This is a genomic window from Paraburkholderia fungorum (assembly GCF_900099835.1).
GTDB lineage: Bacteria > Pseudomonadota > Gammaproteobacteria > Burkholderiales > Burkholderiaceae > Paraburkholderia > Paraburkholderia fungorum_A.
The window spans coordinates 2,309,925-2,335,879 of record NZ_FNKP01000001.1 but is presented as its reverse complement, the minus strand read 5'-3'; the positions used below and the strand labels follow the sequence as shown (position 1 = coordinate 2,335,879).

At 61.9% G+C, this 25,955-nt stretch carries 21 protein-coding genes; 12 read left to right on the top strand and 9 right to left on the bottom strand.

Annotated features, from left to right (window positions below):
• Nucleotides 1-14: 14 nt before the first annotated feature.
• Nucleotides 15-944 (top strand): ABC transporter permease, encoded by a 930-nt coding sequence (locus tag BLS41_RS10230; protein WP_074766452.1) that lies wholly within the window; start codon nt 15-17, stop codon nt 942-944.
• A 71-nt stretch (nt 945-1,015) separates the two neighbouring features.
• A complete protein-coding gene (locus tag BLS41_RS10225) occupies nt 1,016-2,110 on the top strand; it encodes a BMP family ABC transporter substrate-binding protein (RefSeq protein WP_074764200.1) in 1,095 nt (364 codons plus the stop codon).
• Between the two features lie 171 nt (nt 2,111-2,281).
• On the opposite strand, the gene BLS41_RS10220 is transcribed toward BLS41_RS10225, so the two are convergent.
• Entirely contained in the window at nt 2,282-2,488 is a 207-nt protein-coding gene (locus BLS41_RS10220; protein ID WP_074764199.1) for a dodecin, read from the bottom strand.
• A 249-nt stretch (nt 2,489-2,737) separates the two neighbouring features.
• Between BLS41_RS10220 and BLS41_RS10215 the strand changes: the two genes are divergently transcribed.
• The 3 genes from BLS41_RS10215 to BLS41_RS10205 all read left to right on the top strand — a co-directional run bounded on the left by BLS41_RS10215 (nt 2,738) and on the right by BLS41_RS10205 (nt 6,510).
• Nucleotides 2,738-4,330: an ABC-F family ATPase gene (locus BLS41_RS10215; protein ID WP_074764198.1), complete on the top strand. Its 1,593-nt coding sequence runs from the start codon at nt 2,738-2,740 to the stop codon at nt 4,328-4,330.
• A gap of 255 nt (nt 4,331-4,585) precedes the next feature.
• Nucleotides 4,586-5,776, top strand: a complete 1,191-nt coding sequence (locus BLS41_RS10210; RefSeq protein ID WP_074764197.1) for an NAD(P)H-dependent flavin oxidoreductase — start codon at nt 4,586-4,588, stop codon at nt 5,774-5,776.
• Between the two features lie 140 nt (nt 5,777-5,916).
• The gene (locus BLS41_RS10205) at nt 5,917-6,510 is read left to right on the top strand and encodes an OmpW/AlkL family protein (RefSeq protein WP_074766450.1); all 594 of its coding nucleotides are present in this window, start codon (nt 5,917-5,919) and stop codon (nt 6,508-6,510) included.
• A gap of 79 nt (nt 6,511-6,589) precedes the next feature.
• Here BLS41_RS10205 and BLS41_RS10200 read toward each other — a convergent pair whose 3' ends face one another.
• Both BLS41_RS10200 and BLS41_RS10195 read right to left on the bottom strand, forming a co-directional pair.
• A complete protein-coding gene (locus tag BLS41_RS10200) occupies nt 6,590-6,793 on the bottom strand; it encodes a DUF1289 domain-containing protein (RefSeq protein ID WP_074764196.1) in 204 nt (67 codons plus the stop codon).
• Between the two features lie 68 nt (nt 6,794-6,861).
• Complete coding sequence (locus BLS41_RS10195) at nt 6,862-8,172, bottom strand: Nramp family divalent metal transporter (protein WP_074764195.1); 1,311 nt, start codon at nt 8,170-8,172, stop codon at nt 6,862-6,864.
• 498 nt (nt 8,173-8,670) lie between these two features.
• Here BLS41_RS10195 and BLS41_RS10190 point away from each other — a divergent pair, with 498 nt between their 5' ends.
• The 4 genes from BLS41_RS10190 to BLS41_RS10175 all read left to right on the top strand — a co-directional run bounded on the left by BLS41_RS10190 (nt 8,671) and on the right by BLS41_RS10175 (nt 12,797).
• Nucleotides 8,671-9,771, top strand: a complete 1,101-nt coding sequence (locus tag BLS41_RS10190) for a polyamine ABC transporter substrate-binding protein (RefSeq protein ID WP_074764194.1) — start codon at nt 8,671-8,673, stop codon at nt 9,769-9,771.
• Nucleotides 9,772-9,862: 91 nt separating this feature from the next.
• Nucleotides 9,863-11,053: an ABC transporter ATP-binding protein gene (locus BLS41_RS10185; RefSeq protein WP_074764193.1), complete on the top strand. Its 1,191-nt coding sequence runs from the start codon at nt 9,863-9,865 to the stop codon at nt 11,051-11,053.
• On the top strand, nt 11,050-11,979 hold the full coding sequence (locus BLS41_RS10180) for an ABC transporter permease subunit (protein WP_074764192.1): 930 nt from the start codon (nt 11,050-11,052) through the stop codon (nt 11,977-11,979). Before BLS41_RS10185 ends, BLS41_RS10180 begins: the two co-directional genes overlap by 4 nt.
• Nucleotides 11,979-12,797 (top strand): ABC transporter permease subunit, encoded by an 819-nt coding sequence (locus BLS41_RS10175; RefSeq protein WP_074764191.1) that lies wholly within the window; start codon nt 11,979-11,981, stop codon nt 12,795-12,797. The genes BLS41_RS10180 and BLS41_RS10175 overlap by 1 nt, the downstream gene beginning before the upstream one ends.
• 243 nt (nt 12,798-13,040) lie before the next feature.
• On the opposite strand, the gene BLS41_RS10170 is transcribed toward BLS41_RS10175, so the two are convergent.
• Both BLS41_RS10170 and BLS41_RS10165 read right to left on the bottom strand, forming a co-directional pair.
• On the bottom strand, nt 13,041-14,036 hold the full coding sequence (locus tag BLS41_RS10170; protein ID WP_074764190.1) for an alpha/beta fold hydrolase: 996 nt from the start codon (nt 14,034-14,036) through the stop codon (nt 13,041-13,043).
• Nucleotides 14,037-14,094: 58 nt separating this feature from the next.
• The gene (locus tag BLS41_RS10165) at nt 14,095-15,582 is read right to left on the bottom strand and encodes a flavin-containing monooxygenase (protein ID WP_074764189.1); all 1,488 of its coding nucleotides are present in this window, start codon (nt 15,580-15,582) and stop codon (nt 14,095-14,097) included.
• Nucleotides 15,583-15,760: 178 nt separating this feature from the next.
• Here BLS41_RS10165 and BLS41_RS10160 point away from each other — a divergent pair, with 178 nt between their 5' ends.
• Nucleotides 15,761-16,444 (top strand): TetR family transcriptional regulator, encoded by a 684-nt coding sequence (locus BLS41_RS10160; protein WP_074764188.1) that lies wholly within the window; start codon nt 15,761-15,763, stop codon nt 16,442-16,444.
• 111 nt (nt 16,445-16,555) lie between these two features.
• Here the strand turns inward: BLS41_RS10160 and BLS41_RS10155 are convergent, their stop codons facing one another.
• From BLS41_RS10155 to BLS41_RS10145, 3 genes are all read right to left on the bottom strand, one after another.
• Nucleotides 16,556-17,731, bottom strand: a complete 1,176-nt coding sequence (locus BLS41_RS10155; protein WP_074764187.1) for a tetratricopeptide repeat protein — start codon at nt 17,729-17,731, stop codon at nt 16,556-16,558.
• A 130-nt stretch (nt 17,732-17,861) separates the two neighbouring features.
• A complete protein-coding gene (locus BLS41_RS10150) occupies nt 17,862-18,542 on the bottom strand; it encodes a PspA/IM30 family protein (protein ID WP_074764186.1) in 681 nt (226 codons plus the stop codon).
• A gap of 521 nt (nt 18,543-19,063) precedes the next feature.
• Nucleotides 19,064-19,735, bottom strand: a complete 672-nt coding sequence (locus BLS41_RS10145) for a hypothetical protein (protein WP_074764185.1) — start codon at nt 19,733-19,735, stop codon at nt 19,064-19,066.
• A 493-nt stretch (nt 19,736-20,228) separates the two neighbouring features.
• Here BLS41_RS10145 and BLS41_RS10140 point away from each other — a divergent pair, with 493 nt between their 5' ends.
• Nucleotides 20,229-22,715 carry a penicillin-binding protein 1A gene (locus BLS41_RS10140; RefSeq protein ID WP_074764184.1) on the top strand — a complete coding sequence of 829 codons (2,487 nt, stop codon included), beginning with the start codon at nt 20,229-20,231 and terminating at the stop codon, nt 22,713-22,715.
• 383 nt (nt 22,716-23,098) lie between these two features.
• Nucleotides 23,099-23,977, top strand: a complete 879-nt coding sequence (locus BLS41_RS10135; protein ID WP_074766449.1) for a lipid A biosynthesis lauroyl acyltransferase — start codon at nt 23,099-23,101, stop codon at nt 23,975-23,977.
• 460 nt (nt 23,978-24,437) lie between these two features.
• Here the strand turns inward: BLS41_RS10135 and BLS41_RS10130 are convergent, their stop codons facing one another.
• Nucleotides 24,438-25,955 carry an efflux transporter outer membrane subunit gene (locus BLS41_RS10130; RefSeq protein ID WP_083379954.1) on the bottom strand — a complete coding sequence of 506 codons (1,518 nt, stop codon included), beginning with the start codon at nt 25,953-25,955 and terminating at the stop codon, nt 24,438-24,440.

The window sequence follows — 25,955 nt, the reverse complement described above, 5'->3', positions numbered from 1 at the left end:
TTTCAGCCGATCTCATGGATATTCAACAAGCCAGCGCGCTCACTTCGAGCGCCGTCACCGCCGCGATTCCGCTGATGTTCGCGGGCGCGGGCGAACTCGTCACCGAAAAATCCGGTGTTCTCAATCTCGGCGTGGAAGGCATGATGCTGATGGGCGCCGTGAGCGGCTACGCGGTCACGGCGATTACTGGCAGCCCGTGGCTCGGCGTGCTCGCCGCGATCGGCGCGGGCCTCGCGATGTCGCTGCTGTTCGCGTTCCTCACGCTGACCATGCTCGCCAACCAGGTCGCCACCGGCCTGTCGCTGACGATCTTCGGCATCGGGTTGTCCGCGTATGTCGGCAAGCCGTACACGTCCGCCGCCGTGCGCGCGACCATCGACACGTGGACCATTCCCGGCCTCTCGAAGATTCCCGTACTCGGCCCGGCGCTGTTCAGCCTCACGCCGCTCGATTACCTCGCATTCCTGATGTTCGCGGTGATCGGCTGGTTCCTGTACCGCACGCGCGCGGGCCTCGTGCTGCGCTCGGTCGGCGAATCGCCGCAGGTCGCGCACTCGGTCGGCTTTCCGGTGGTCGGCGTGCGCTATGGCGCGGTGGCCTTCGGCGGCGGTATGGCGGGCCTCGCGGGCGGCTATTACTCGATCGTCAATCTGCACCTGTGGCAGGAAAACCTGACCTCGGGCCGCGGCTGGATCGCGCTTGCGCTGGTCGTGTTCGCGACGTGGCGGCCGGGGCGTCTGCTGATCGGCGCGCTGCTGTTCGGCGCGGTGACCGGCCTGCAGTTTTACGCGCAGGCGATCGGCGTGCCGGTGCCGACGCAATTCCTCGCGATGCTGCCGTATATCGCGACGGTCGTCGTGCTGGTGCTGATTTCGCGCAATCCGAACACGATCCGTCTGAATGCGCCTGCTTCGCTGGGCAAGCCGTTTTTCTCGGCGGGCTGAGAACTGCCTGTCCACACGTTTTGAGTCATCCGATAACCACAGCTACACGACTGCACACGACAGGAGAAAACATGAAGAGAAGAAATCTGCTGACCGCCTTTGCGTGGGGCGCGGCCTCGCTCGCGCTCGCCGCACCGTTCGCACAAACCGCACAGGCCGCCGACGCCCCGGGCGTCGCGTTCGTCTACCTCGGCAATCCGGGCGACGCCGGCTGGACCTTCGCGCACGACGCCGGTTCGAAGCAGGCCGAAGCGAAGTTCGGCAACAAGATCAAGATCACGCGCATCGAGAACGTGCCGGAATCGGCCGACTCGGAACGCGTGTTCCGCGATCTGGCGAACAAGGGCAACAAGATCATCATCGGTTCGAGCTTCGGCTACCAGGACTTCGAACTGAAGGTCGCGAAGGATTTCCCGGACGTCGTGTTCCTGCACGCGACCGGCTACAAGAAAGCGCCGAACTTCGGCACCTATGACGTGCGCATGTATCAGGGCGCTTACCTGGCGGGCGTCGCCGCGGGCAAGGTCACGAAGACCAACACGCTCGGTTTCGTCGCGTCGGTGCCGATTCCCGAAGTGATCCGCAACATCAACGCGTACACGCTCGGCGCGCGCTCGGTGAATCCGAACGTGCATACGAAGGTGATCTGGATCAACAGCTGGTTCGATCCGGGCAAGGAAAAGCAGGCCGCCGAAACGCTGATCGGCCAGGGCGCCGACGTGCTGCTGCAAAACACCGATTCGAGCGCGACGCTCGCGACTGCATCGGAAAAGCATGTGCACGCGTTCGGTTGGGATTCGGACATGAAGAAATTCGGTCCTGACGCGCACCTCGGCTCGGTGGTCGGGAATTGGGGCGTGTACTACAACGCTGCAATCCAGCAGGTGCTGGACGGCAAGTGGAAGAACGATCCGGTGTGGTGGGGCATCCCGCAAAAAGCCGTTTCGCTCGACGACCTGAACACCTCGGCGATTCCGGCTGACGGCCTCAAGCAGGTCGCGGCGAAGCGCGACGAACTGGCGAGCGGCAAGTGGGACGTGTTCACCGGTCCGATCAAGGATCAGTCGGGCGCGGTCAAGGTGCCGGCCGGCAAGACGCTGGGCGATGCCGATCTGCAACGTATCAACTGGTACGTGGAAGGTGTGGATGGCGCGTTGCCGAAGTAAGACGGCGCGCCGGGTTTGCCCCGCCACGGTCTGAAGAATTCAGGATCGACCGGGCGGCGGCCTTGGCAACCGTGGCTCTGAAATGCTGTGTCCCCTTTGAAGGGGGCACAGCTTTTTTTTCGCCTTTTCAGTGGTCACATCTGGAACCAGTAACCACGCGACGGCGACGCGTCACTCGATCCGCAAGCCGACCTTGATCGTCACCTGCCAGTAGGCCACCTTGTCGTCCTCGATCTGGCCCCGCGTTTCGATGACTTCGAACCAGTGCAGATTGCGCAATGTCTTCGACGCTTTCGCAATCGCAGTGCTGATGGCGTCGTCGATCGATTTTTTCGACGAACCGGTCAGTTCGATCTGTTTATAGACGTGTTCCGACATGAACTTCCTCCTTTGAACTTCGTTGGTGTTCAAAAAGTATAGGCAACCGGGCCTTTGGCGCACGGCCGTTCCTGGAGCGAGTGAAGTCGCACGTCGCGTGCCTGGCGGCGTCCAGAAAGGCGCGCGGCGGTTTGCGTGACACCCGATGCGGGTTGCATGACAGGCGACCGGTGTGCGCGTGGGTTGAATTCGCGATAACCTGCTAAAATATTGGGTTTTTCGCCGATATCACATTCAAAGGGACGCGCCGTGCTGTCTACCGCCAATATCACCATGCAATTCGGGCCCAAGCCCCTCTTCGAGAACATCTCGGTCAAATTCGGGGGAGGGAATCGCTATGGCCTGATTGGTGCAAACGGTTGTGGCAAGTCCACCTTCATGAAGATTCTGGGTTCCGATCTGGAACCGAGTTCGGGCAACGTGATGCTCGAACCGAACATCCGCCTCGGTAAATTGCGCCAGGACCAGTTCGCCTACGAAGACGTGCGCGTGCTCGACGTCGTGATGATGGGCCACGCCGAAATGTGGGCCGCGATGACCGAGCGCGACGCGATCTACGCGAACCCCGACGCAACCGACGACGACTACATGCACGCCGCCGAACTCGAAGCGAAGTTCGCCGAGTACGACGGCTACACGGCCGAAGCGCGCGCGGGCGAACTGCTGCTGGGCATCGGCATCGCGATCGAAGACCACAACGGTCCGATGAGCAACGTCGCGCCGGGCTGGAAACTGCGCGTGCTGCTCGCGCAGGCACTGTTCTCGAAGCCGGACGTGCTGCTGCTCGACGAGCCGACCAACAACCTGGACATCAACTCGATCCGCTGGCTGGAAGACGTGCTCAACCAGTACAACTCGACGATGATCATCATCTCGCACGATCGACACTTCCTGAATCAGGTCTGCACGCACATGGCCGATATGGACTTCGGCACGCTGAAGGTCTATCCGGGCAACTACGACGACTACATGCTGGCCAGCACGCAGGCGCGCGAGCGTCAGCAGAACGCCAACGCGAAGGCGAAGGAACGCGTGGCCGATCTGCAGGACTTCGTGCGCCGCTTCTCGGCGAACAAGTCGAAGGCGCGTCAGGCAACCAGCCGTCTGAAGATGATCGACAAGATCAAGATCGAGGAATTCAAGCCGTCGTCGCGTCAGAATCCGTTTATCCGCTTCGAGTACGAAAAGAAGCTGCACAACATCGCGGTGGTGGCGGAGAAGATCTCGAAGAAGTACGAACGCACCATCTTCAACGACTTCAGCGTCAGCGTGCAGCCGGGCGAGCGTATCGCGATCATCGGCGAGAACGGCGCGGGCAAGACCACGCTGCTGCGCTCGCTGCTCGGCAAGCTGGAACTCGATCACGGCAACGTGAAGTGGGCGGAAAACGCGAACATCGGCTACATGCCGCAAGACACGTACGAAGAATTTCCGGACGACGTCACGCTGATGGACTGGATCGACGGCTATCGTCAGGAAGGCGACGACGAGCAGATGGTGCGCGGCACGCTTGGCCGCCTGCTGTTCAATGCCGACGACATCCGCAAGTCGGTCAAGGTGCTGTCCGGTGGCGAGAAGGGCCGCATGATCTGGGGCAAGCTGATGCTGGGCCGCCACAACGTGCTGCTGATGGACGAGCCGACCAACCACATGGACATGGAATCGATCGAATCGCTGCAGATCGCGCTCGACAAGTTCGACGGCACGCTGATTTTCGTGTCACACGACCGTGAGTTTGTTAGCGGTCTGGCGAATCGGGTTATCGAAGTGAAGACCGATGGCACGTTGAACGACTTCGGTGGTAACTATGAAGAGTTCCTGACGAGCCAGGGCGTGCAGTAAGCGTCTTTGACGCGCGCGTCTTTCGCATCGCGCTCGTAGCTAGTTCACGAAAGCCCGCTTCTTTGGAGAAGCGGGCTTTTTTCATGGTGCGTCATTGCATCGCACCGTTTCCTTGATGAAAGCCGCTCCACGTGACCGGCATCAATCATTCAACACACGCACTCCATCCAATCACCAACCCATTGACCTGAAGCAAAACCCCCCGCGCCCGAGCGTCGATCATCACCGGTTCGATCACTCACCATCGGGCCTGTCATGCTCAACTCTCATCCTTTCCCACCGCTGGTGATTCGCGGCCGTTCGCTACTGCCTATCGTTCAGGGCGGCATGGGCGTCGGTATCTCGGCGCACCGGCTGGCCGGCAGCGTTGCCCGTGAAGGGGCGCTCGGCACGATCGCCAGTATCGACCTGCGGCATCATCATCGCGACCTGATCGAAGCATGCCGCCAGTCGCCCGATACCGCGACGCTCGAACACGCGAACCTCGTCGCACTGGAGCGCGAAATCCGCGCGGCCAAAACGCTCAGCGAAGGCCGCGGCATGATCGCCGTCAACGTGATGAAGGCGGTCAACGCGCAAGCCGACTACGTGCGCATGGCCTGCGAAAGCGGCGCCGACGCCATCGTGATGGGCGCGGGCCTGCCGCTCGATTTGCCGGACATGACGCAGGGCCAGAACATCGCGTTGATCCCGATTCTGTCGGACAGCCGGGGCGTCGCACTCGTGCTCAAACGGTGGATGAAAAAAGGGCGCCTCCCCGATGCGGTCGTGATCGAACATCCGGCGCACGCGGGCGGCCATCTCGGCGTCGGCAACATCGCCGACATGCACGATAAGCGCTTTGACTTCGTGCGCGTGCTCGACGAGCTCGACACGGTTTTCAAGTCGCTTGGCCTGAACCGGCAGGACGTGCCGTTGATCGTCGCGGGCGGCATCAACAGTCACGAGTCTGTGCGGACGCTGCTTAACGCGGGCGCAAGCGGTGTACAACTCGGCACGCCGTTCGCGGTCACCGAAGAGGGCGACGCGCATCCGAACTTCAAGCGCGTGCTGGCCGAGGCGACTCCCGACGACATCGTCGAATTCGTCAGCGTGACGGGGCTGCCTGCGCGCGCGGTGAAAACACCGTGGCTCACGCGCTATCTGAAGCACGAGGCGAAAATCCGCGACAAGGTCGGCGCGCTGAAGCACGCGTGTCCGACCGCGCTCGAATGCCTGAGCATGTGCGGCTGGCGCGACGGCATCGAGAAGTTCGGGCACTTCTGCATCGATACACGGCTCGCCGCGGCCCTGCGCGGCGACATAGCCAACGGCCTGTTTTTCCGCGGACGAGAAGCGTTGCCGTTCGGCCCGGCAATCCGCAGCGTTCACGATCTGATCGAACTGCTGCTGACGGGCAACGCGCGACCTGCTGTCGCAGGGCGCTGGTCGTTTTCGCTGGGTTGATGCGGGTCAACGCGCACGCCGACGCGAGCTTCGACAATCCCTACGAATCAATCAACGACACGGGGAAACTTATGAAGTACGCGCTCAGCAAGAAGATCAAAACCGCCGCCATTGTTTCGGGGCTGCTATGCGCGGGACTGATGGCGCCGCAGGCGCGCGCGCAATCGGCGGACAGCGATCCGATGAGCGGCATTCACGCGGGCGACGTGCTGGTGCGTCTGCGCGCGATCAGCATCATGCCGGACGTCGGCACGAGCAACACGCTGTCGGCGCTCAACGTGGGCGTCAACAATGCGATCGTGCCGGAACTCGATTTCACCTACATGATTCGCGATTACCTGGGCGTCGAACTGATTCTGGGAACGTCGCGCCATCAACTGACATCGAGCCTCGGCAACCTTGGCGGCGTGAACGTGTTGCCGCCGACGCTGCTGCTGCAATACCACTTCAATCACGCGGGGCGCATTCGTCCGTATGTCGGCGCGGGTCTCAATTACACGCTGTTCTATAACAACGGTTTGAGCGCGGGCGGGGAGTCGATCGGCATCAGCAATCACAGCTTCGGACCGGCGTTGCAGGCCGGTGTCGACGTGCAGGTCACGCGCAAGCTGTTCGTCAACGCGGATATCAAGAAAATCTGGATGCACACGGACGCGACACTCGGCGGCGCGTCGATTGGCCGCCTGAACATCGATCCGTTGATCGTCGGGTTGGGTGTGGGTATGAAGTTCTGATCTTGCGCGGGACCGTGCCCGATGCAATGGGCGCGGCAGGCGCGGGCCGGTACGGATGTGCCCCGGGCACGGCGAAAAATTAAAGCTTGTCGTTCTTGAAGCGCATTGCCGTGCCTTCCTGCTCGATGCGCGTCCAGACGACGCGCTTTTCTTCGTCGCTGAGGAAAACCCAGTTGGAGACTTCGGCGGCGGTACGGCCGCAGCCTTTGCAGACGTCGTCGAACAGCGTGGAGCAGACGCCGATGCACGGGCTGTCGGGAAGATCGTGGAGATTCGAAGCCATCGGAAACCTTGGGGCGGGAAGCAAAGTTCCGCTATGTTAAACGATGACGCGCGGGCTCCCCGGCAAAGCTACCCGCCCGCCGCGAGTTGCCACAACAACGCGCCGTTAAGCAAAACGATAAACGCCGCCGACAGCCACGCCAGCGCCAGCGGCACGCCGCGCACGCGCCATCCGCGCATGAGTCCGGCATCCGATGAATAGCGGATCAGCGGCACCACGGCGAGCGGCAATTGCAGGCTCAACACCACTTGGCTTGCCACCAGCAACTGATTCGAGCCGTGCTGCCCAAACAGCGCAACCGCGAATAATGCGGGGCCGATCGCGAGCGCGCGCGTCAGCAGCGCGCGTTTCCAGCGTGGCAGCTTCAGCCGCAGAAAGCCTTCCATGACCGCCTGGCCGGCCAGCGTGCCCGTCACGGTGGCGCTCAGCCCGCAGGCGAGCAGCGCCGCCGCGAACAGGATGCTGGCCCAACGCGAGCCGACCAGCGGCGCAATCAGCCGATGCGCATCCGCGAGATCGGTGACGTCGCGGTGGCCGCTCGCGTAAAACACCGCCGCCGCCACGATCAGCAGCGCCGCGTTGATCACGAACGCAAACGCCAGCGAGCCGAATGTGTCGATATTGACGACGTGCAGCGCGGCGCGGATTTGCGTGTCGCTGTTGTCGGGCGCGTGGTGCTTCACGAGCGACGAATGCAGATACAGGTTGTGCGGCATCACCGTTGCGCCGACGATGCCCGCCGCCAGCCACACCATGCCCGCGTTGCGCAGCAGTTCGACGCTCGGCGCGGTGCCGGCCAGCGCGGCGTGCCAGTCGGGCTTCGCGAGCGCCAGCTGGACCACGAAGCACAATCCGACAAAGCCGATCAGCGCGGCGATCACCGCTTCGAGCTTGCGGCCGCCTTTCTGCTGGAGCGCGAGCAGCGCGAACGTGCAGACCGCCGACATCAGCACGCCGACCGTCAGCGACACGCCCAGCAGCAATTGCAACGCGACGGCGCTGCCGACCACCTCGGCGACGTCGCACGCGATGATCGCAATCTCGCTGGTCAGCCACAGGAAGAGGGTGCCGCGCCGGCTGGTGCGCTCGCGGCAGATTTGCGCGAGATCGCGGCCGGTGACGACGCCCAGCCGCGACGACAGCCATTGCATCAGCATCCCCATCAGGCTCGACAGCAGCACGATGCCGAGCAGCCGGTAGCCGTAGCCCGCGCCCGCGCCCGCACCGAGCGCGGTCGCCCAGTTACCGGGATCGATATAGCCGACGGCGATCAGCGCGCCCGCGCCGACGAACGAAAACCAGTGCGCCGGACGTGCCGCGCCATCGACGGGCACGCGCCGGCGTCGGTTGGGTCGCCACGCGGATGGATTCGTGTTCATCGCAGCCTGAGGGTCGGGACTGAATCCGGGGCAAGCCACGTGCCTGCGGTCCCCGCCCTGGTTACCTGCTTTGCCGGTGCGGAAGGCAGGCGTCGTGCACGTGAAGCAGGACCTTTGCAGGGCGCAGGAACCACACCGCAGCCAGATGGATTCGCGGCATGCGATTCCCGGATTTGCCTTACAGCTCATTGTGCACTGTGAAACGCGCTACCGCTTATGCCCCTGCTGATGGCGCGGCCTCCCGAACTTGACAATGAGATAACAGCGCATCGGCCGAGCGTGTTTTTTTCGGGTAGACACGCGCGGATAACCCGCTAAAATTGCGCCCATTTTCCAGTGGTGCGGCCTGCGCTGTACCGTTTGCGCGACACCTCGGCGTTTTTTTTGGTCCGCGCAATAATTGGTGGAAGTTTTCGGATTTTTCAGGGGAGCCGTGTGCGCAAAGCCGCGGCACGAGTGACGGCGACCGGCTCAGGCCGGCCAGGAGCGGAGAACGGGATGAAAAGACGGGTAGTAGGTCATGTGGCGGCGCTGGTCTTGTGCGCGGCCCCCTGGTTGACGGCCGCTGCGAAAGATACGCAGCTCAACGTGTACAACTGGTCGGATTACATCGCCAAGGACACGATCCCGAACTTCACGAAGCAGAGCGGCGTCACGGTCAAGTACGACAACTACGACAGCGACGACACGCTGCAGGCCAAGCTGCTCACCGGCAATTCCGGTTACGACATCGTCGTGCCGACCAGCAATTACGCGGGCAAGCAGATCGCCGCCGGCATCTTCGCGCCGCTCGACAAGTCGAAGCTGCCGAACCTCAAATATCTCGATCCGGCGCTGATGGCGCTGGTCGCCGGCGCCGATCCGGGCAACCAGTACGTGGTGCCCTGGGCTTACGGCACGACCGGCCTCGGCTACAACGTCACCAAAGTCCAGCAGATTCTCGGCAAGAACGTGCCGCTCGATAACTGGGACATCCTCTTCAAGCCGGAAAACATTTCGAAGCTGAAAGCTTGCGGTGTGTCCGTGCTCGACGCGCCGGACCAGATGTTCGCCGCTGCGCTGCACTACATCGGTAAAGATCCGATGAGCACGAATCCGGCCGACTACCGCGCCGCGCTCGACATGATGAAGAAGATCCGTCCGTACATCACGCAGTTCAACTCGTCGGGCTACATCAACGACCTGGTGGGCGGCGACGTGTGCTTCGCGTACGGCTGGTCGGGCGACGTGGTGATCGCCAAGCATCGCGCGGCCGAAGCGAAGAAACCGTACAAGATCGAGTACTACGTGCCGAAGGGCGGCGCGCCGGTCTGGTTCGACGTGATGGCGATTCCGAAGGACGCGAAGAACAAGGAAGCCGCGCTCGAGTGGATCAACTACATCGAAACGCCGCAGGTTCACGCCGCGATCACGAACGAAGTCTATTACCCGAGCGCCAACACCGAGGCGCGCAAGTACGTGAGCAAGGACGTGGCGAACGACCCGGCCGTGTATCCGTCGCCGGAAACCATCAAGACCCTGTTTCTGCTGAAGCCGTTGCCGCCGGAAATCCAGCGGCTGCAAACGCGGCTGTGGACCGAGTTCAAGTCCGGCCGCTGAGTGCCGTAAGACTGAACGGGTAAGTATCATCATGAAGCCCTCGGTGTCCGCCGGGGGCTTTGTACGTCAAACGCCGGAGTAATGCATTGTGATGAGTAGTGACCAGCCGGGCGCAGGGGCGGCAGCGCCCGCGTCGTCCCAGGGACAGTATGTGAGTATCAGCGGCGGCGCGAACGCTGTGGGCAGCGACGCTGCGGACCAGTTCATCCAGATCGTCGACGTCGTCAAGAAGTTCGGCGACACGGTCGCGGTCAAGGGTGTCAGCCTGTCGGTGAAGAAGGGCGAACTGTTCGCGCTGCTCGGCAGTTCCGGCTGCGGCAAATCGACCCTGCTGCGAATGATGGCGGGACTCGAAACCGTGACCTCGGGCAAGATCCTGATCGACGGAGAAGACCTCGCGCAACTGCCGCCGTATCGCCGGCCGGTCAACATGATGTTCCAGTCGTACGCGCTGTTTCCGCACATGACGGTCGAGTCGAACGTCGCGTTCGGCCTGAAGCAGGAAGGCGTGCCGAAGGCCGAGCTGAACGACCGCGTGCAAAGCGCGCTCGAACTCGTGCAGATGGGCCGTTTCGCGAAGCGCAAGCCGCATCAGCTTTCGGGCGGCCAGCAGCAGCGCGTGGCACTCGCGCGTTCGCTGGTCAAACGGCCCAAGCTGCTGCTGCTGGACGAACCGATGTCGGCGCTCGACAAGCAGATCCGTCAACGCACGCAGATCGAACTGGTCAACATTCTTAACCAGGTCGGCGTGACTTGCGTGATGGTCACGCACGATCAGGAAGAGGCGATGACGATGGCCAACCGCCTCGCCGTGATGAGCGAAGGCGAGATCGTGCAGCTCGGCACGCCGCACGAGGTCTACGAGTATCCGAATAGCCGCTTCTCGGCAGGCTTTATCGGCTCGACCAATCTGTTCGAAGGTCATACGGTCGAAGACGAACCCGACTACGTGTTCATCGAAACACCGGACCTGCCGTGCCGCCTGTACGTGAGCCACGGCATTACCGGCCCGCTCGGCATGCCGGTGACCATCTCGGTGCGTCCCGAACGCATCGCGCTTACGCGCAAGCCGCCTGAAGGCGCGTACAACTGGGGCAAGGGCGTCGTCACGAATATCGCTTACATGGGCGGCTATTCGCTGTATCACGTGAAGCTCGACGGCGGCAAGACCGTGATCGCGAACGTGACGAGCCTCGCGCTGACCGAAATCGATCCGCCCACCTGGGGCGACGAAGTGTATGTGCGCTGGAGCGCGTCGGCCGGTGTGGTGCTGACGTCATGACACGCCTCATCCATTCGTTCGCCACGTGGCCGGTGCGACGCTTCAACCTGACGAGCCGCACGGCCGTGGTGGCGGGGCCGTTTATCTGGCTGCTGCTGTTTTTCCTCGTGCCGTTCCTGCTGGTCGTGAAGATCAGTTTCGCCGATCTGCAACTCGGCATTCCGCCGTACACGCAGCTTTCCAACTTCGCCGACGGCGCGATTCACATCACGCTCGACCTGTCGCATTACGCGTTCCTGCTGACCGACAGTCTGTATTTCGCGACCTATGTGAGTTCGGTGGTGATCGCGGCGATCTCGACGTTCCTGTGTCTGCTGATCGGTTATCCGATGGCGTACTACATCGCGCGCTCGAATCCGAAGAACCGCAATCTGCTGATGATGGCCGTGATGTTGCCGTTCTGGACCTCGTTCCTGATGCGCGTGTATGCGTGGATCGGCATTCTGAAGAACAACGGGCTACTGAACAATTTCCTGATGTCGATCGGCGTGATTCATTCGCCGATCGAGCTGTATCACACGAACATCGCGGTCTATATCGGCATGGTGTATTCGTACCTGCCGTTTCTCGTGATGCCGCTGTACGCGCATCTGGTGAAGATGGACATGACCTTGCTCGAAGCCGCGTACGACCTCGGCGCCAAGCCGTGGAAGGCGTTCTGGCAGATCACGTTTCCGCTGTCGAAGAACGGCATTATCGCGGGCTGTCTGCTGGTGTTCATTCCGGCGGTGGGCGAGTACGTGATCCCGGAACTGCTCGGCGGCGCGAATACGCTGATGATCGGCCGCGTGATGTGGAATGAGTTCTTCGACAACGCCGACTGGCCGATGGCCTCCGCGGTGACGTGTGCAATGGTGTTGCTGTTACTGGTGCCGATGGCGTTTTTCCAGCGCGCGCAGGCGAAGGCGATGGAGGAAAGGCGCTGATGAAGCCGAATCGTTTCTGGCAGTTTCTGGCTCTCGGTATCGGGTTTCTGTTCCTGTACATCCCGATCGTGAGTCTCGTCGTGTATTCGTTCAACGACTCGCAACTGGTCACCGTGTGGACGCGTTTTTCGACGCGCTGGTACGTGGCCTTGCTGCACGACGACGAATTGATCGCCGCCGCGTGGCTGTCGTTGCGGATCGCTTTGCTGACGGCGTTCGCATCGGTGATCATCGGCACATGGGCGGGTTTCGTGCTCGCGCGCATGGGGCGCTTTCGCGGTCTCACGCTATATACGGGCATGATCAACGCGCCGCTCGTGATTCCCGAAGTGATTCAGGGCATCTCGCTGCTGCTGCTGTTCATCGAAATGGGCAAGCTGCTTGGCTGGCCCGCCGAACGCGGCGTTTTCACGATCTGGATCGGTCACGTGATGCTGTGCATGTCCTACGTCGCGATCATCGTGCAATCGCGGGTGAAGGAGCTGAATCCTTCGCTCGAAGAAGCTGCGCTCGACCTGGGTGCAACGCCCGTGCGCGTATTTTTCTTCATTACATTGCCGCTGATTTCACAGGCGCTTGTGTCAGGATGGCTGTTGTCTTTCACGTTGTCGATCGACGATCTGGTATTGTCGGCGTTCCTGTCCGGCCCCGGTTCGACGACGTTGCCGCTGGTGGTGTTCTCGCGCGTGCGGCTCGGTTTGAACCCCGAAATGAATGCGCTGGCCACGCTGTTTATCGCCGTGGTTACGGTCGGCGTGGTGGCGGCCAACTTCTTCATGCAGCGGGCGGAGCGCAGGCGGGCAGTGCTGGCGGTCTAGTTTTCCGATGTCTCGTGCGATGCCGGTCCGGCATCGCACGAGGGGTCGCCGGTTGATTCAGGACTGCTCCGAACTCCTTCCATCTTCCCCTCGGCGACCATGATTCATTGTTTTACAAGCGCGTTTGCAGAGGCCTTTGCACGCGTCTCCGGCTGGGATCAGCTGTATTACCTGTGGGAAATGCTGGTCATGCTCTGGAAGCTTTTTCTCGGGCTTCTGCGCATGCTCGGCGGCGGCTAGGTTTTAAACCGGCGCGCGCTTTTCGTCTGCGCGTTCACTGCTGTTCATCGTATTCACATCCGGCGTGCAGAGAAACGCACGCAGATCGGTCATCACGCGCTCGGGCGCTTCTTCCATCGGAATGTGACCGAGTCCCGCATACATCACCGACTTCGCGCCCGGAATGCGGCTCGCGAACTCTTCCAGATGCGCGGTCGGAATCCAGCGGTCCTTCGCGCCCCAAAGCACCAGCGTCGGCACATCGAGTGTCTTCAACACGTTGGTGTCGACTTCGGTGAAATCGAGCGTGGGCACCATCTTGCCGATCGCGGCGCGCGTGCCTTCGCCGTGGAAAAAATCGACATAGCGCCGCAGCGTGACCGCGTCGATCTTGCGAGGATCGCCGTACACGTTGCGCACCGCGCTCTTGATGATCGCCTCGGGCAGCCACCACGGCGAACTGACGCGCACCAGCGCGCTATTGAACAGGCCGATGTAGATCGGCAGCTTCATCGGAAAGCCGGCGGAGTCGATCAGCACCAGTTTTTCGACTGCATCCCGATGACGGATCGCGTAGTCCCATGAAATCAGGCCGCCGAGCGAATTGCCGATAAAGGTCGCGCGTGCGATATCGAGCGCTTGCAGGAAGGTGTCGATGAAACGCCGGTAAGTCGGCAGATTCATCGTTTCGATGACGCCGCTGCTCGACCGCAGCGGACCCGTCACGCCGAACGGCGGCAGGTCGAGACGGATCACGCGATGCGTGCGTTTGAGTTCATCCGCAACCCGATTCCACGTATGCAGCGACGACGCGAAACCGTGAATCATCACGATCGTATCGCCGTGTCCTTCATCGACGTAGTGAACATCGGCACCCATGATCTTCACGAACTTCGAGCCGCTTTGCGTGTACCGTCGACGCAGATCGGCGCGCGACACGCTGGTGATGCCCAGGCGCGCGGCGATGGAGCGCGAAGGCAGCGCGGTGGATGAGGACGTACCGGAGTCGATGCGGGTCATATTTTTGTCTCCCTTTTGATTTTCTCAACGCAACGCTGCTTTTACGCGAGCGACTGCGCTATGGCGCAAACCGGTAATCATCCGGCCGCACGCGCCGGGTGCGCTTGCGAAAACTGAACGTGAAGCCGGGCCACAGCGCCGTCACCTTGCCGCTCTGTGTCTGATACCAGCTATGGCAACCGCTGGTCCACACGGAATGCTGCATATCCTTTTGCAGACGCGCGTTGAAATCACGCTGTACGTCGGGCCGCAAATTCATCGTGCGCGCCTTGCGCTTCTTCATCACGCGCAAACAGTCGGCGATGTACTGCACCTGCGACTCGATCATGTAGATCATCGAGTTGTGGCCGAGTCCCGTATTCGGGCCGACGATCATGAAGAAATTCGGGAAATTCGCGATGCTGGTGCCGAGATAAGCCTCGGGGCCGTCGCGCAGCCACATCGCGCCGAGGTCCGCTCCATCGAGGCCGGTCACGTCGAACGGCGCGCCAACGTCGTTGACCTGAAACCCCGTGCCGCAGATGATCGCGTCCGCGTGACGATGCACGCCGTCGTCGGTCACGATGCCGTCAGCGACGATCTCGCGAATGCCGGAGGTCACCACGTCGACATTCGGCTGGGTGACGGCGCGGTAGTAGTCGCTCGACAGCAGAACCCGCTTGCAGCCGAGCCGGTAATTCGGCGTCAGCTTCGCGCGCAGCGCCGGGTCTTTCACGCGGCGTTCCAGATAGCTGAGGCCGAATTTCATCGGCAGCTTCATCAACTTTGGGTTGATCACGAACGCGATCGCGCGCGATTCGAGTTGCCAGTAAATCGCGTTGCGCACGAAGCGCTGCGTGAACGGCAAATGGCGGAACAGCCAATGCGCGCGCGGGCCGACCGGCTTGTCCGGCTTCGGCATGATCCACGGCGCGGTTCGCTGGAACAGGTCGATGTGCGCAGCACGCGGCTGGATTTGCGGCACGAACTGAATCGCACTTGCACCGGTGCCGATCACGGCGATGCGTTTTTGATCCAGCGGATATGCGTGGTCCCAACGCGCCGAATGAAACAGCTTGCCTTCGAAGCGATCGAGCCCGGCAATTTGCGGCATCGCCGGACGCGACAAGGGACCGCTCGCGGCGATCACGATATCGGCTTCGACGGTTTCACGCGAACCGTTCGAGTCGATCTCGACACGCCAGATTCGACGCGTTTCATCGAATTGCGCCGACGCCACGCGCGCGTTGCAGCGCACATAGCGCTCCACGTCATACTTGCGCGCGCAATGCTTCAGATAGGCGAAGATTTCCGCCTGGCCACCGAACGCACGCGACCACGCCGGATTCGGCTCGAAAGAAAAGGAATAGAGGTGCGAGGGGACGTCGCAAGCCGCGCCGGGATACGTGTTGTCCCGCCATGTTCCACCAATGTCAGCCGCCGTTTCGTAAATCGTGAACGACGTGATGCCCATCTGCTGCAATCGGATCGCCATGCCGATGCCGGCAAAGCCGCTGCCGACAATGGCAATGCGTGGCGCAGCGGGACGGGAAGGGGCAGGCGTCACAAAAGTCTCCGGCATGGGGTGGAATTTCAGATATTGCTCGTATTGGCAGACGTGCACACCTGTCTACCTGAGCATAAATCGCAGGGTAGACAACTGTACACTTCGCGTCAAGATCGTTTAGAGTGCTGCTATTAAACGCTACTGTTAAACGTACCTGTCGCACGGTGATTGAAAGCTCATGAAATCCGCCCCCGAAGCGGCGCTCGTCGCCGATCTAAGCCACGCCGTTGTGCGGGAATTGCCGGCGGGCAAGCGCAAGCTGATTGAAGCCGCGCTGCGTTTGACTGCGGGCGGACGCAGTTTCGCGAGCCTGGGTCTGCGTGAAATTGCGCGTGAGGCGGGGCTGAATCCGAATACGTTTTACCGTCATTTCAGCGCGCTCGACGATCTCGCGGTCGAGGCGGTCGAGTCGGTCAGCCGGCGTTTGCGGCCGATGCTACGGCGTGAGCGCTGGCTCGCCGCGCATGACGAACCGCTGAGCGTGCCGCGTCGCGCGTGCGTGGCTTTTTTTGCGTTCACGCTGGAGAACCGGGCGGCGTTTCAGAGTGCGCTGGTCGAGTATCACGGCACGTCGCCGGCGTTGCGCGAGGCGGTGCGCGCGAATCTGCACGACGTGTCGGCGGAAATGGCGGACGACGTCGTGCAACTGGCGCTGATGCCGACGCTCTCACGCGAAACTGTCGACGAAGTCTGCACGCAGATCGTGCTGCAACTGTTCCATCTGTCGGCGGAGTATATCGACGCGGATACCGCCAGGCGCGATGCGCTGATTGCTTATGCGGAGCGTTTTATCGTCAGGCTGTTTGCGGGTTCGATGCTGCTTGCGCAGCATGAGGCGGAGAGGGCGCAGACCTCGGGCTGAGATTGCGCGTAGGAAGACGCGGGTGGAACACGCGCGCATAAAAAAAACAGGCTCCGTTCATCGTACGGAGCCTGTTTTTTATTTGAGCGGAGATTCTGCTTGCGGCGTGAATCAGGTATCCGTCCAGCCGCCCGAATCGTCGTTGCTGCCCATATCGATTCCGCCGCCTCCGCCGCCATCGCTCCAGTCGTTCGAGCCCTGGCCGAAGTCGAGGCCGCCGTTACCGTTGTCGTTACCACGGCGACGCGAATCATCGTCGACGATCACATCGCGCTCGACGACGCGCTCACGCCCCGAGTTCAGCGCTTCGCCCAGCAGCACGCCGGTCAGCAGGCCGCCCATGCCACCGCCGAAACCACCGCCGCCCTGTTGCACGATGACCTGTTGAGGCTGTTGCTGATACGGCGCTTGCGGCGGATTGCCGAATCGTTCGGCTTCCTGCGCATACGACGACTGCTGGGTATTCGCGGACGCCGCATACGGATCGGGCTTGCCGTCCGCACGCGCACGCAGACTGCCGACGCGTTGTTCGAGTTCGTCGAGCTGATACGGCGGCAATGGGTTCTTGCCATTCGACAGGCCTTCGACCACGCCGCGCAACTGATCTTCAGCCGCTTCGACTTCCTTCTCCAGCGCTTCGTGCCCAGGCGCAGTAGAGAGTTTCACGTCGAGCTTCAGCGAACGCACGGTGTTCAGCAACTCGGTGGCACGCTTGAGTTGCACACGACGATCGTCGTCCGCGCGCGTGTCTTCCTGAGTGCGGGCGCGGCGCAGCGTCCAGCGCAGTACCAGCGCGATCACACCGATCAGAATAATGATGCCGATCCACATACCGACTCCCGGACCATGCCGTTGTTGCGCTTGCGACGCCATCGCCGATTGTTGCTGCACAGCAGGCGCATTCTGCTGCGCGAACGGATTCGCGGCGCGGGTAGTGTTGTTGCCATTGAGACCGCCCGCACGTTCCGCGTCGCGACGGACGCGCGCCTCGGTTTGTGCGAAACGGGTGGGATCGGTGAAGCGGATTTGCGGATCGAGCGTCTTGGCCTGCTGGATCTGAGCCAGTGCGTCGGCATAACGGCCTTCGCGATCGAGAACCTGGCCATACAGATAATGCGCGCGCGCATTGTTCGGATGCGCCTGCAGCACTTCGCTCAGACCGGCGTCGGCCTGCTGCCAGTTGCCTTGCGACATTGCCGATTCGATCTGCTGCGCGGTGGGCAACGCGAACGCCGCAGCCGATACGAACAGCGCTGAAGCGAAGGCGGTGGCGAGAAATTTTTTCATGTGCGGGCCGGGCGCGTGGCGCCCGTCTCCTTGAGTCGTTTCCGGTGGCCGTGTGTTGCAACGTACTGCTTCGGCCGGCATACCGGACGTCTGATGCAGACACAGACGCCGGTATGTACTGCCGACGCAATTACTGGGCCGGCGTGTTGAGCTGCTTCTTCAATGCTTCGAGACGGTCTTCGACGGACGGGCCGCGATTCAGATCCGCGAGCTTGTCGTCGAGCGCCTTGCCGCTTTTCTGGTCGGCGGAATTCAGACGTGCGTCCGAACGTGCATTCGACAACGCCACCTTGTCTTCGAGCTTCTGAAAATCTTCGGACAGATTCTTGCCGCCGATGCCGCCCAACGCGGTGGCCGCCGTATCTTTGGCCTGCGCGATCTGCTGCTTTGCCTGCAGGATGTTCGAGCGTGCGTTCAGGTCGTTGCGACGGCTGCGCATGTCGTCGATCTGGCTCTTCAGTTGAGCAACCGACGGCTCAAGCGTAGTCAGTTCTTTCGTCAGCGCATCGCGTTCGGCTTCGGCAGTAGCTTGCGCGCCGAGAGCTTCGCGAGCGAGTGCTTCGTCGCCGGATTGCAGCGCGCGCTTTGCGCCGTCTTCGTATTTCTTCGCCTTGTCGGCCGCCACGTCACGCTTGCTTTGCTGCGTGGCCACCTGAGCCTGAATCTCGATCAGCGAATTTTCGGCTTTGCCGATGCTGTCGTCGAGTTCGCGCACGATCTGGCGCGAGTCGCGCGACGGGTCTTGCACGGAGTCGGCTGCGTCGTTCAGAAGACCTTTGAGCGTGCGCGAAATGCTGTCAAAAAGCGACATGAAAAACCTCCAGAGAATGGTGTCGGCGCTGAATATCTCACGCGCTCAACTACTTTCAACTGCTACTTTACGCCGCTGCGCGGGATGCTGCGCAACGTTCGGACCGGAGTTCGGGGCGTACTCTTCGATTGCAATAGCGAAACGATAAATTGTTCGATGAATGGTAAGTGGCAGTTGTAAATGTTGAAGTGAATGTTAAAGCGCGTGGTTGTCATTAAGCGGCTGGCGGATATTACACCATGGGCTTTCTTAATTTCGGCTTAAAGGGCGCGATGCCAATGTTCACCACTTTGCATGCGCTGGGTGTCGATGACGTGACTGTGCGCGGGGTTGCGACACATCGGTAATTCGCGCTTAAACGGAGTTTCATCACCGAATACGAATAAGGCGCGACGATCTTTAATCGCCTTTAGCTTGCAATATCGAAAGCTGATTCATCACTTGAATCAGGCAGAGACAATGACGTGCTTCGCCGTGCAAACCGTGCGTGCGCGGCGAGCGGAATAAGCGAACGTTTTCGTTCAGGCGAAGCGGCCGCCTTCGGTGCTCGGATCGCCGAGCGGATCGTCGTCTTCGCGCTTGGTGTCGAGGCGCGGGCGCTTCAACACGCTGCGCAATTGCGCGTCGTTATCGGCTTGCGTGGGGGCGGGATCGTCGGCAGCTGCTTTGGCTGCGGCAACACGGGCAACGGCCTCGGCGGTCGCGGCGGCTTCCTCGTCGATTTCGGCGGCGAGAGCGGCGGCAATGCCCGCGGGAAGCAGCGGGGCAAACCCGGCCGGTTTGAGCGTGTCGGGCAATACTTTTGGATCGGCTGCGGAGCGCGCCGCCGGATGGGCCGTTTCCGTGGAATTGACGGAAGCGGTCGTTGCAGCGTCGTCGGCCGATAGAGGTGCGTGCGCGTCGGCTTCGCTGTCGTCGCGTGGCTGCAGTGCCGCCGGCAATGCCGCGCGAGCGTGCCGCGTGCCGCGCGCCACCCGCTGCAACGCCGCGTTGAGCGCATCCGGCGCGCGGGGCGCGCGCAGCCGGTCGACGATGCTCGCCGCCTTCACCTGTTCGCTAGTGGCGCCGAAGCTGAGCACCGCGCGCCTCATCAGTTCGCTGACGCTGATGCCCAGATTCTCGGCAGTGGCAGTGATCGCGCGTTTCTGAGCGGTCGTGACGAAGACGACGATACGCTCACTGGGCTTGTTCATGATCGGCTCGCATACTTGTTGGCATTGGCGGGTCAAGGCGTGCATGTGGCATACGCCGTCGCGCGTTCCGGTGTCTTTGCACGCGTCGGTCCATCATATGACGAGTTGCGCCGATGCGGAACGGGCGTCGCGTGAAAATCCCGTGACATCAACGAGTTGTAGCGTTTCCTCGGCATTTGTCCACAGGCCTGCGCACAGTTTCTGTTGATAAGTCCCGCGCGCCGCCCGGGGCGGGTTTGTGCGTACCAGGAAATACAGCCGCGCGCGCCGCGAAGGGAATTCTTACAAAAAAACTAGCTTGGACCGTGCTTGATTTCTTTAAAATGCGCTGTTACGTTGCGCCGGGCAAGCTCCCTGGCGTGCCGTGCGGCTGGCCGGGGGCTGAGGGCCGCGCGGTGATTCACGCCTCAGGCTACGATGCTCGATCACGACCCATGCGCGCGCCATGAGCGCGGGCAGAAAGGCGTTCAGTTATGCGCCCACTATTCCAGTCATGCCAATCATCAAACGACCGCATTCCTCCCATTCTCCGGCCGGTGAAGACCGGGACTCCTACCAACGCACTCCAGGACGCGACGCCGAGCCCGCGCGCCGTTCGATCGGCTCGACGCTCGTCATCTGGTTTGTCAGCCTGGTCGCGACGCTCGCGGTGGTGGGCGCGCTGATCGTCGGCTATGCGCTCGTGGTGATGGGGCCGCAACTGCCGTCGCTCGACGCGTTGACCGACTATCGTCCGAAGGTGCCGCTGCGGGTCTACACCGCCGACCACGTGCTGATCGGCGAATTCGGCGACGAGCGGCGCAGCCTCGTGCGCTTCGAGGACATTCCCGACCAGATGAAAAAAGCCGTGCTCGCGATCGAAGACTATCGCTTCTACGAGCACGGCGGCGTCGACTTCCTGGGCATTCTGCGCGCTGGTTTCGCCGATCTCGCGCACGGTGGCGCATCGCAGGGCGCGAGCACGATCACGATGCAGGTGGCGCGCAACTTCTTCCTGTCGAGCGAAAAGACCTACACGCGCAAGATCTACGAAATGCTGCTCGCGTACAAGATCGAGCGCGCGCTGACCAAAGACCAGATTCTCGAGCTGTACATGAACCAGATTTATCTGGGCGAGCGCGCCTACGGCTTCGCATCGGCTGCGCGCGTGTACTTCGGTAAGGATCTGAAAGACATCACGCTGGCCGAGGCCGCGATGCTCGCGGGCTTGCCGAAAGCGCCGTCCGCGTATAACCCGGTCGTCAATCCGAAGCGCGCGAAGATCCGCCAGGAATACATTCTGCGGCGCATGCTGGAGCTGAAATACATCAGCCAGGAGCAGTACGACCAGGCGGTGAAGGAAGAGATTCACACGCGCAATCCGGGCAACGAGTACAGCGTGCACGCGGAGTACATCGCCGAAATGGTCCGGCAGATGATGTATGCACAATACAAGGACGAAACTTATACGCGCGGTCTGAACGTCACGACCACGATCGATTCCGCCGATCAGAACGCTGCTTATCTGGCGGTGCGTAAAGGCGTGATGGACTACGAGCGGCGCCACGGTTATCGCGGGCCGGAAGGTTTCGTGCAACTGCCTGCGCCGGGCGACGACCGAGATCAGACGATCGACGACGCGCTCACCGATCACCCGGACAACGGCGAGATCATCGCCGCCGTCGTGACGGACGTGAGTCCGAAGCAGGTCAAGGCGCAACTGGTCGACGGCACCCAGGTGACGATCAGCGGCGACGGTCTGCGCTTCGTCGCGGGCGCGCTGAGCGCGCGTGCATCGGCGGCGACGAAGATCAAGGAAGGCTCGATCGTGCGCGTGGTCGCCGACGATAAAGACAACTGGCAGATCACGCAGCTTCCGCAAGTGGAGGGCGCGCTGGTGTCGCTCACGCCGCAGGACGGCGCGATCCGCTCGCTGGTGGGCGGCTTCGACTTCAACAAGAACAAGTTCAATCACGTGACGCAGGCATGGCGTCAGCCGGGTTCGAGCTTCAAGCCGTTCATCTATTCGGCGGCGCTCGACAAGGGTCTCGGACCGGCCACGATCATCAACGACGCACCGCTTTACTTCCCGCCGAGCACGCCGGGCGGCGACGCGTGGGAGCCGAAGGACGACGACCAGCCGGACGGTCCGATGCCGATGCGCCTCGCGTTGCAGAAGTCGAAGAACCTCGTGTCGATCCGCATTCTGTCGTTCATCGGCACCAAGTACGCACAGGACTTCGTTACGCAGCGTTTCGGTTTCGACGCCGACAAGACCCCGCCGTATCTGCCGATGGCGCTCGGCGCGGGGCTCGTCACGCCGCTGCAATCGGCGGGTGCGTATTCGGTATTCGCGAACGGTGGCTACCGGATCAACCCGTATCTGATCAGCGAAGTGACGGACGCACGCGGTCAGCCGCTGTCGAAGGCCCAGCCGTTGACGGCGGGTCGCGATGCGCCGCGCACGCTCGAACCGCGTAACGCCTATGTGATGAACAGCCTGCTGCATTCGGTCGCGACGGCCGGCACGGGCGCGGGCACCAACGTGCTGCATCGCTCGGACCTGCAGGGCAAGACGGGTACGACCAACGACGCGAAAGACGGCTGGTTCGCCGGTTATCAGCAGTCGCTGGTGGCGGTTGCGTGGATGGGTTATGACCAGCCGAAGAGCCTCGGCAGCCGTGAGTTCGGCGCGCAGCTCGCGTTGCCGATCTGGGTCGAGTACATGCAGCGTGCATTGCGCGGCGTGCCGCAAGCGGAAATGGCGCAGCCGGACGGCGTGACCTCGGTCGACGGCGAGCTGTTTTTCACGAACATGACGCCGGGTAATGGGTTTGTCGCCAGCATCGGCCTCGATTCGGCGAATCCGACCGCAGGTGCGACCGATGCAGTGGGCGGTGTCGGCCCGGCGGGCATGACGCCGCCGGTGGTGCCGCCGCCGAGCGTCTCGTCGAACGAGAAGAAAGAGATCATGGACCTGTTCGAGTCGAACAAGCCTTGATGCCTGATGCATGCGCGTACTGGCTTCGGCCAGGCGCGCATGCAAGTTTTTGAAAGCAGCACCAAACCCTGCCCAGTAAGGCTTACGAAGCGTAACGCCGGCAGCGGTCCAGCAGTTTTTGTTCCCGGCATTCGCGGTGTGCTTTAATCACGCCTGCGGTGCATTCACCCAGGGTCCCTGACAGGACGCCCGATTCCTAAACGGGATCGGCCTCGGCACCACAGCGTCCCGCCGCAAGCGGGGCGTCCCTCTTCAGAACGCGCAGCGCAAGACCCGGTTTGACGCGCGCACGGTTCACCTTGCTCGTCACCTCGCTCGCTGGCAATGTTGAAATTGCCGTGTCCGGTGTGTTCACCATCCAGCATCCACCGGGTTCCAGCCTTGTGAAAAGTCGAATTCTCATCTGTCTGATGACAGGTCTGTTGCGCGCGTTTGCGTTCCTGCCGTATGGGGTCGTCGCGCGAATCGGTACGGGTATCGGCGCACTGCTGTACCGCATTCCCAGCACACGCCGACGCGTCGTGCATACCAATCTGAAGCTGTGTTTTCCCGATATGAGCGACGACGCGCGCGAACGTCTCGCGCGCGCGCACTTCTGTCATGTGATCCGCAGTTATGTCGAGCGCGGGCCGCAATGGTTCGGCAACGCGCAGGCGCTGGCGCGGCTTGTCGAAGTCGAAAGCGCGATCGATCTCGACGATGTGCAGGCCCAGCCGACGATCTTCGTGGGCTTCCACTTCGTCGGCATCGAGGCGGGTTGCATGATGTATTCGACGCGTCATCCGGTTGCATCGCTCTATACGCCGATGTCGAATCTGCTGCTCGACGCAATGGCGAAGCGCCAGCGCGGCCGTTTCGGCACGGAGATGATTCCGCGCAGCGACAGCGTGCGGCGCGCGTTGCGGGCGCTGCGCGAGGGCACGCCGGTGATGCTGGCAGCCGATATGGACTTTGGCATGCGCGATTCCGTATTCGTGCCGTTTTTCGGCGTACCAGCCTGCACGTTGACGTCCGTCTCGCGGATGGCGCGGGCGGGCAATGCGCGCGTGGTGCCGTTCGTGACGGAAGTGCTGCCGGACTATCGCGGCTACAAGCTGACCATTTTCGACGCGCTGAGCAACTTCCCGTCCGACGATGTATCGGTCGATGCCCGCAGAATTACCGAGTTTCTGGAAACGCAGGTAAGACGGATTCCTGATCAATATTACTGGGTGCACAAACGCTTCAAGAATCGTCCGGCGGGGGAGGCGGGGGTTTACTGAAGCCGTTGCTGTGCGTGGCAGTGAGCGCGTCTGTGGCTGAATCCGGTGCGCGCTCAAGCACTTAGGTGGAATTTCCGGGCGTTATCAACAGGGCTTTCAACAAAATCTGTGGATAAGCAGGCCCGCCAAAGCGGGCATTTTCCCGCGCATCAGGCCACCAGATTGACTCGCTTTGTTTCCACCAGGTCTTCGGGCAGCAAAGCGAATCGCATCAAGCACTTACACGACACCTGTTGAAGTTATCAACAGATCTGTCAACAAAATCTGGGGATAACGTTGAGGCATCCCTGGCTTTCGATCCAGCGAAAAAATAGCCTGGCAGCCCCAAATGGTTCATTCTGAACCGCCTGGGTAAATCCCAGTCTGCTCAACGTGTTAGCCGGGTTATCAGAAAGTTTTCAACAGGTTCGTCAACACAAACTGGGGATAACTCGACTGCCTTCAGTACGGAATCCCAGGTTTAGTTGCTGATTCCATCTGTCGATTTAGCCCCCGCGTCAGCCGCCTTCACACCTTGAACATCGTCAACCGGTGGATTACCCATCGCCTGGAATAACGCCGCCGTGTCTGTCAAACGTGCGCTCGTATAGCGGATTTCATCGAGTTGCGCGTTACGGAATTGCTGTTCGCCCGAACGCACAGACGACTCTGGCAACGCACCCAGCTTATAGCGTCCCGATGTCTCGACGAAAATGCCGTGCGCCGAGCGCGTGGCGATGTTCGCGGCGTCGAGCGCCTGTGCGTCATGTTGAAGCGCGGCGAGGCTGTCGGCGACATTCTGGAATGCGGCCAGCACCGTTTGCCTGTATTGGGAGACGGTTGCCTCGTACGTGTCCTGCGCCGCGCGACGCTGCGCAAACAGCGCGCCGCCATGAAACAGCGGCTGTGACAACGATGCACCGATGCTCCAGATCGCTCCAGCACCGGAGAGCGCCACGGGCCAGCTAAAGCCGCCCTGGCCCATCGCCGCGCTCAGCGACAGGCTCGGGAACATCTGCGCAGTCGCCACGCCGACGTCGGCAGCTGCGGCTTTCAAAGCGGCGTCGGCGGCCTGGATGTCCGGCCGTGCGCGCAACAACTCAGACGGCACCACGACCGGCACCTGCTCGGGCACATGCAATTGCGCAAGCTCGAGGTCGTCCGGTGCGGCGTCGGGCGTACGGCCTAGCAGGACAGCCAGCGCGTGGCGCGTGGTCAGCCATTGCTGTCTGAGCCCAGGCAGGCTCGCGGACAGGCTCGCCGCGCTTTGCTCCGCATTCAATTGATCGCTGTGCGAAACCGCGCCCAATGCGTAACGGCGCTGCGTGTCGCGCGCCTGTTCGTTGGCGAGGGTCACGAGCCGCTCGGTGGTGTCGATCTGCGCGTGCAGTGCGGCGCTGGTGATGGCCGCCGTCACGATATTGGCCGCGAGCGCGCGCCGTGCCGCGTCGAATTGATACGCCTGCACGTTCACGCGTGCGGCCAGCGCGGCGTCGGCCAGACGCGCGGCGCCGAACAGGTCGAACGTGTAATGCACCTGCAACTGGCCGACAAACACGTTGTAGAGCAGGGTGCTGGGTCCGAGGTCGGGAATGGTCAGCGCCCGGTTGCGGGTCGCCTGGCCGCCTGCGTCGATGGTCGGCAACATCGAACTGCCGACCTGCGCGCGCAATTGCTCGCGTGCGGCGGCGAGGCTTTTATCGGTGGCGGCGAGCGTCGGGCTATTGCGCAAGCCTTCGTCGACCAGCGTGTTCAACGCGTCCGATTGATACAGCTTCCACCATTCGGGCACCGGCTTCGCGCCGGTCACGAACTGCTGCGTGATGCCTTGCGCGGGGACGGTTTGCGTCGGTTGCGCTTCGGCGCCGTAGTGCGCGGGTTGCGGCATCGCGGGCGGCTCGCCGCCTGGTCCGAACGAGCAGGCCGCGAGCATGCAGGCGGCAACCAGCAAGGAGAGTTTTCCAAAGCGCGGCCGCTGGAGAGTTGCCAAAGTCACCAT

Bases quoted from the DNA above. Each gene is read 5' to 3' on its own strand.
- BLS41_RS10175 (WP_074764191.1), top strand. From the start codon at position 11,979: ATGAAGCCGAATCGTTTCTGGCAGTTTCTGGCTCTCGGTATCGGGTTT.
- BLS41_RS10225 (WP_074764200.1), top strand. From the start codon at position 1,016: ATGAAGAGAAGAAATCTGCTGACCGCCTTTGCGTGGGGCGCGGCCTCG.
- BLS41_RS10200 (WP_074764196.1), bottom strand. From the start codon at position 6,793: ATGGCTTCGAATCTCCACGATCTTCCCGACAGCCCGTGCATCGGCGTC.
- BLS41_RS10195 (WP_074764195.1), bottom strand. From the start codon at position 8,172: ATGAACACGAATCCATCCGCGTGGCGACCCAACCGACGCCGGCGCGTG.
- BLS41_RS10210 (WP_074764197.1), top strand. From the start codon at position 4,586: ATGCTCAACTCTCATCCTTTCCCACCGCTGGTGATTCGCGGCCGTTCG.
- BLS41_RS10230 (WP_074766452.1), top strand. From the start codon at position 15: ATGGATATTCAACAAGCCAGCGCGCTCACTTCGAGCGCCGTCACCGCC.
- BLS41_RS10205 (WP_074766450.1), top strand. From the start codon at position 5,917: ATGGCGCCGCAGGCGCGCGCGCAATCGGCGGACAGCGATCCGATGAGC.
- BLS41_RS10150 (WP_074764186.1), bottom strand. From the start codon at position 18,542: ATGTCGCTTTTTGACAGCATTTCGCGCACGCTCAAAGGTCTTCTGAAC.
- BLS41_RS10145 (WP_074764185.1), bottom strand. From the start codon at position 19,735: ATGAACAAGCCCAGTGAGCGTATCGTCGTCTTCGTCACGACCGCTCAG.
- BLS41_RS10180 (WP_074764192.1), top strand. From the start codon at position 11,050: ATGACACGCCTCATCCATTCGTTCGCCACGTGGCCGGTGCGACGCTTC.
- BLS41_RS10170 (WP_074764190.1), bottom strand. From the start codon at position 14,036: ATGACCCGCATCGACTCCGGTACGTCCTCATCCACCGCGCTGCCTTCG.
- BLS41_RS10130 (WP_083379954.1), bottom strand. From the start codon at position 25,955: ATGGTGACTTTGGCAACTCTCCAGCGGCCGCGCTTTGGAAAACTCTCC.
- BLS41_RS10185 (WP_074764193.1), top strand. From the start codon at position 9,863: ATGAGTAGTGACCAGCCGGGCGCAGGGGCGGCAGCGCCCGCGTCGTCC.
- BLS41_RS10220 (WP_074764199.1), bottom strand. From the start codon at position 2,488: ATGTCGGAACACGTCTATAAACAGATCGAACTGACCGGTTCGTCGAAA.
- BLS41_RS10140 (WP_074764184.1), top strand. From the start codon at position 20,229: ATGCCAATCATCAAACGACCGCATTCCTCCCATTCTCCGGCCGGTGAA.
- BLS41_RS10160 (WP_074764188.1), top strand. From the start codon at position 15,761: ATGAAATCCGCCCCCGAAGCGGCGCTCGTCGCCGATCTAAGCCACGCC.
- BLS41_RS10155 (WP_074764187.1), bottom strand. From the start codon at position 17,731: ATGAAAAAATTTCTCGCCACCGCCTTCGCTTCAGCGCTGTTCGTATCG.
- BLS41_RS10190 (WP_074764194.1), top strand. From the start codon at position 8,671: ATGAAAAGACGGGTAGTAGGTCATGTGGCGGCGCTGGTCTTGTGCGCG.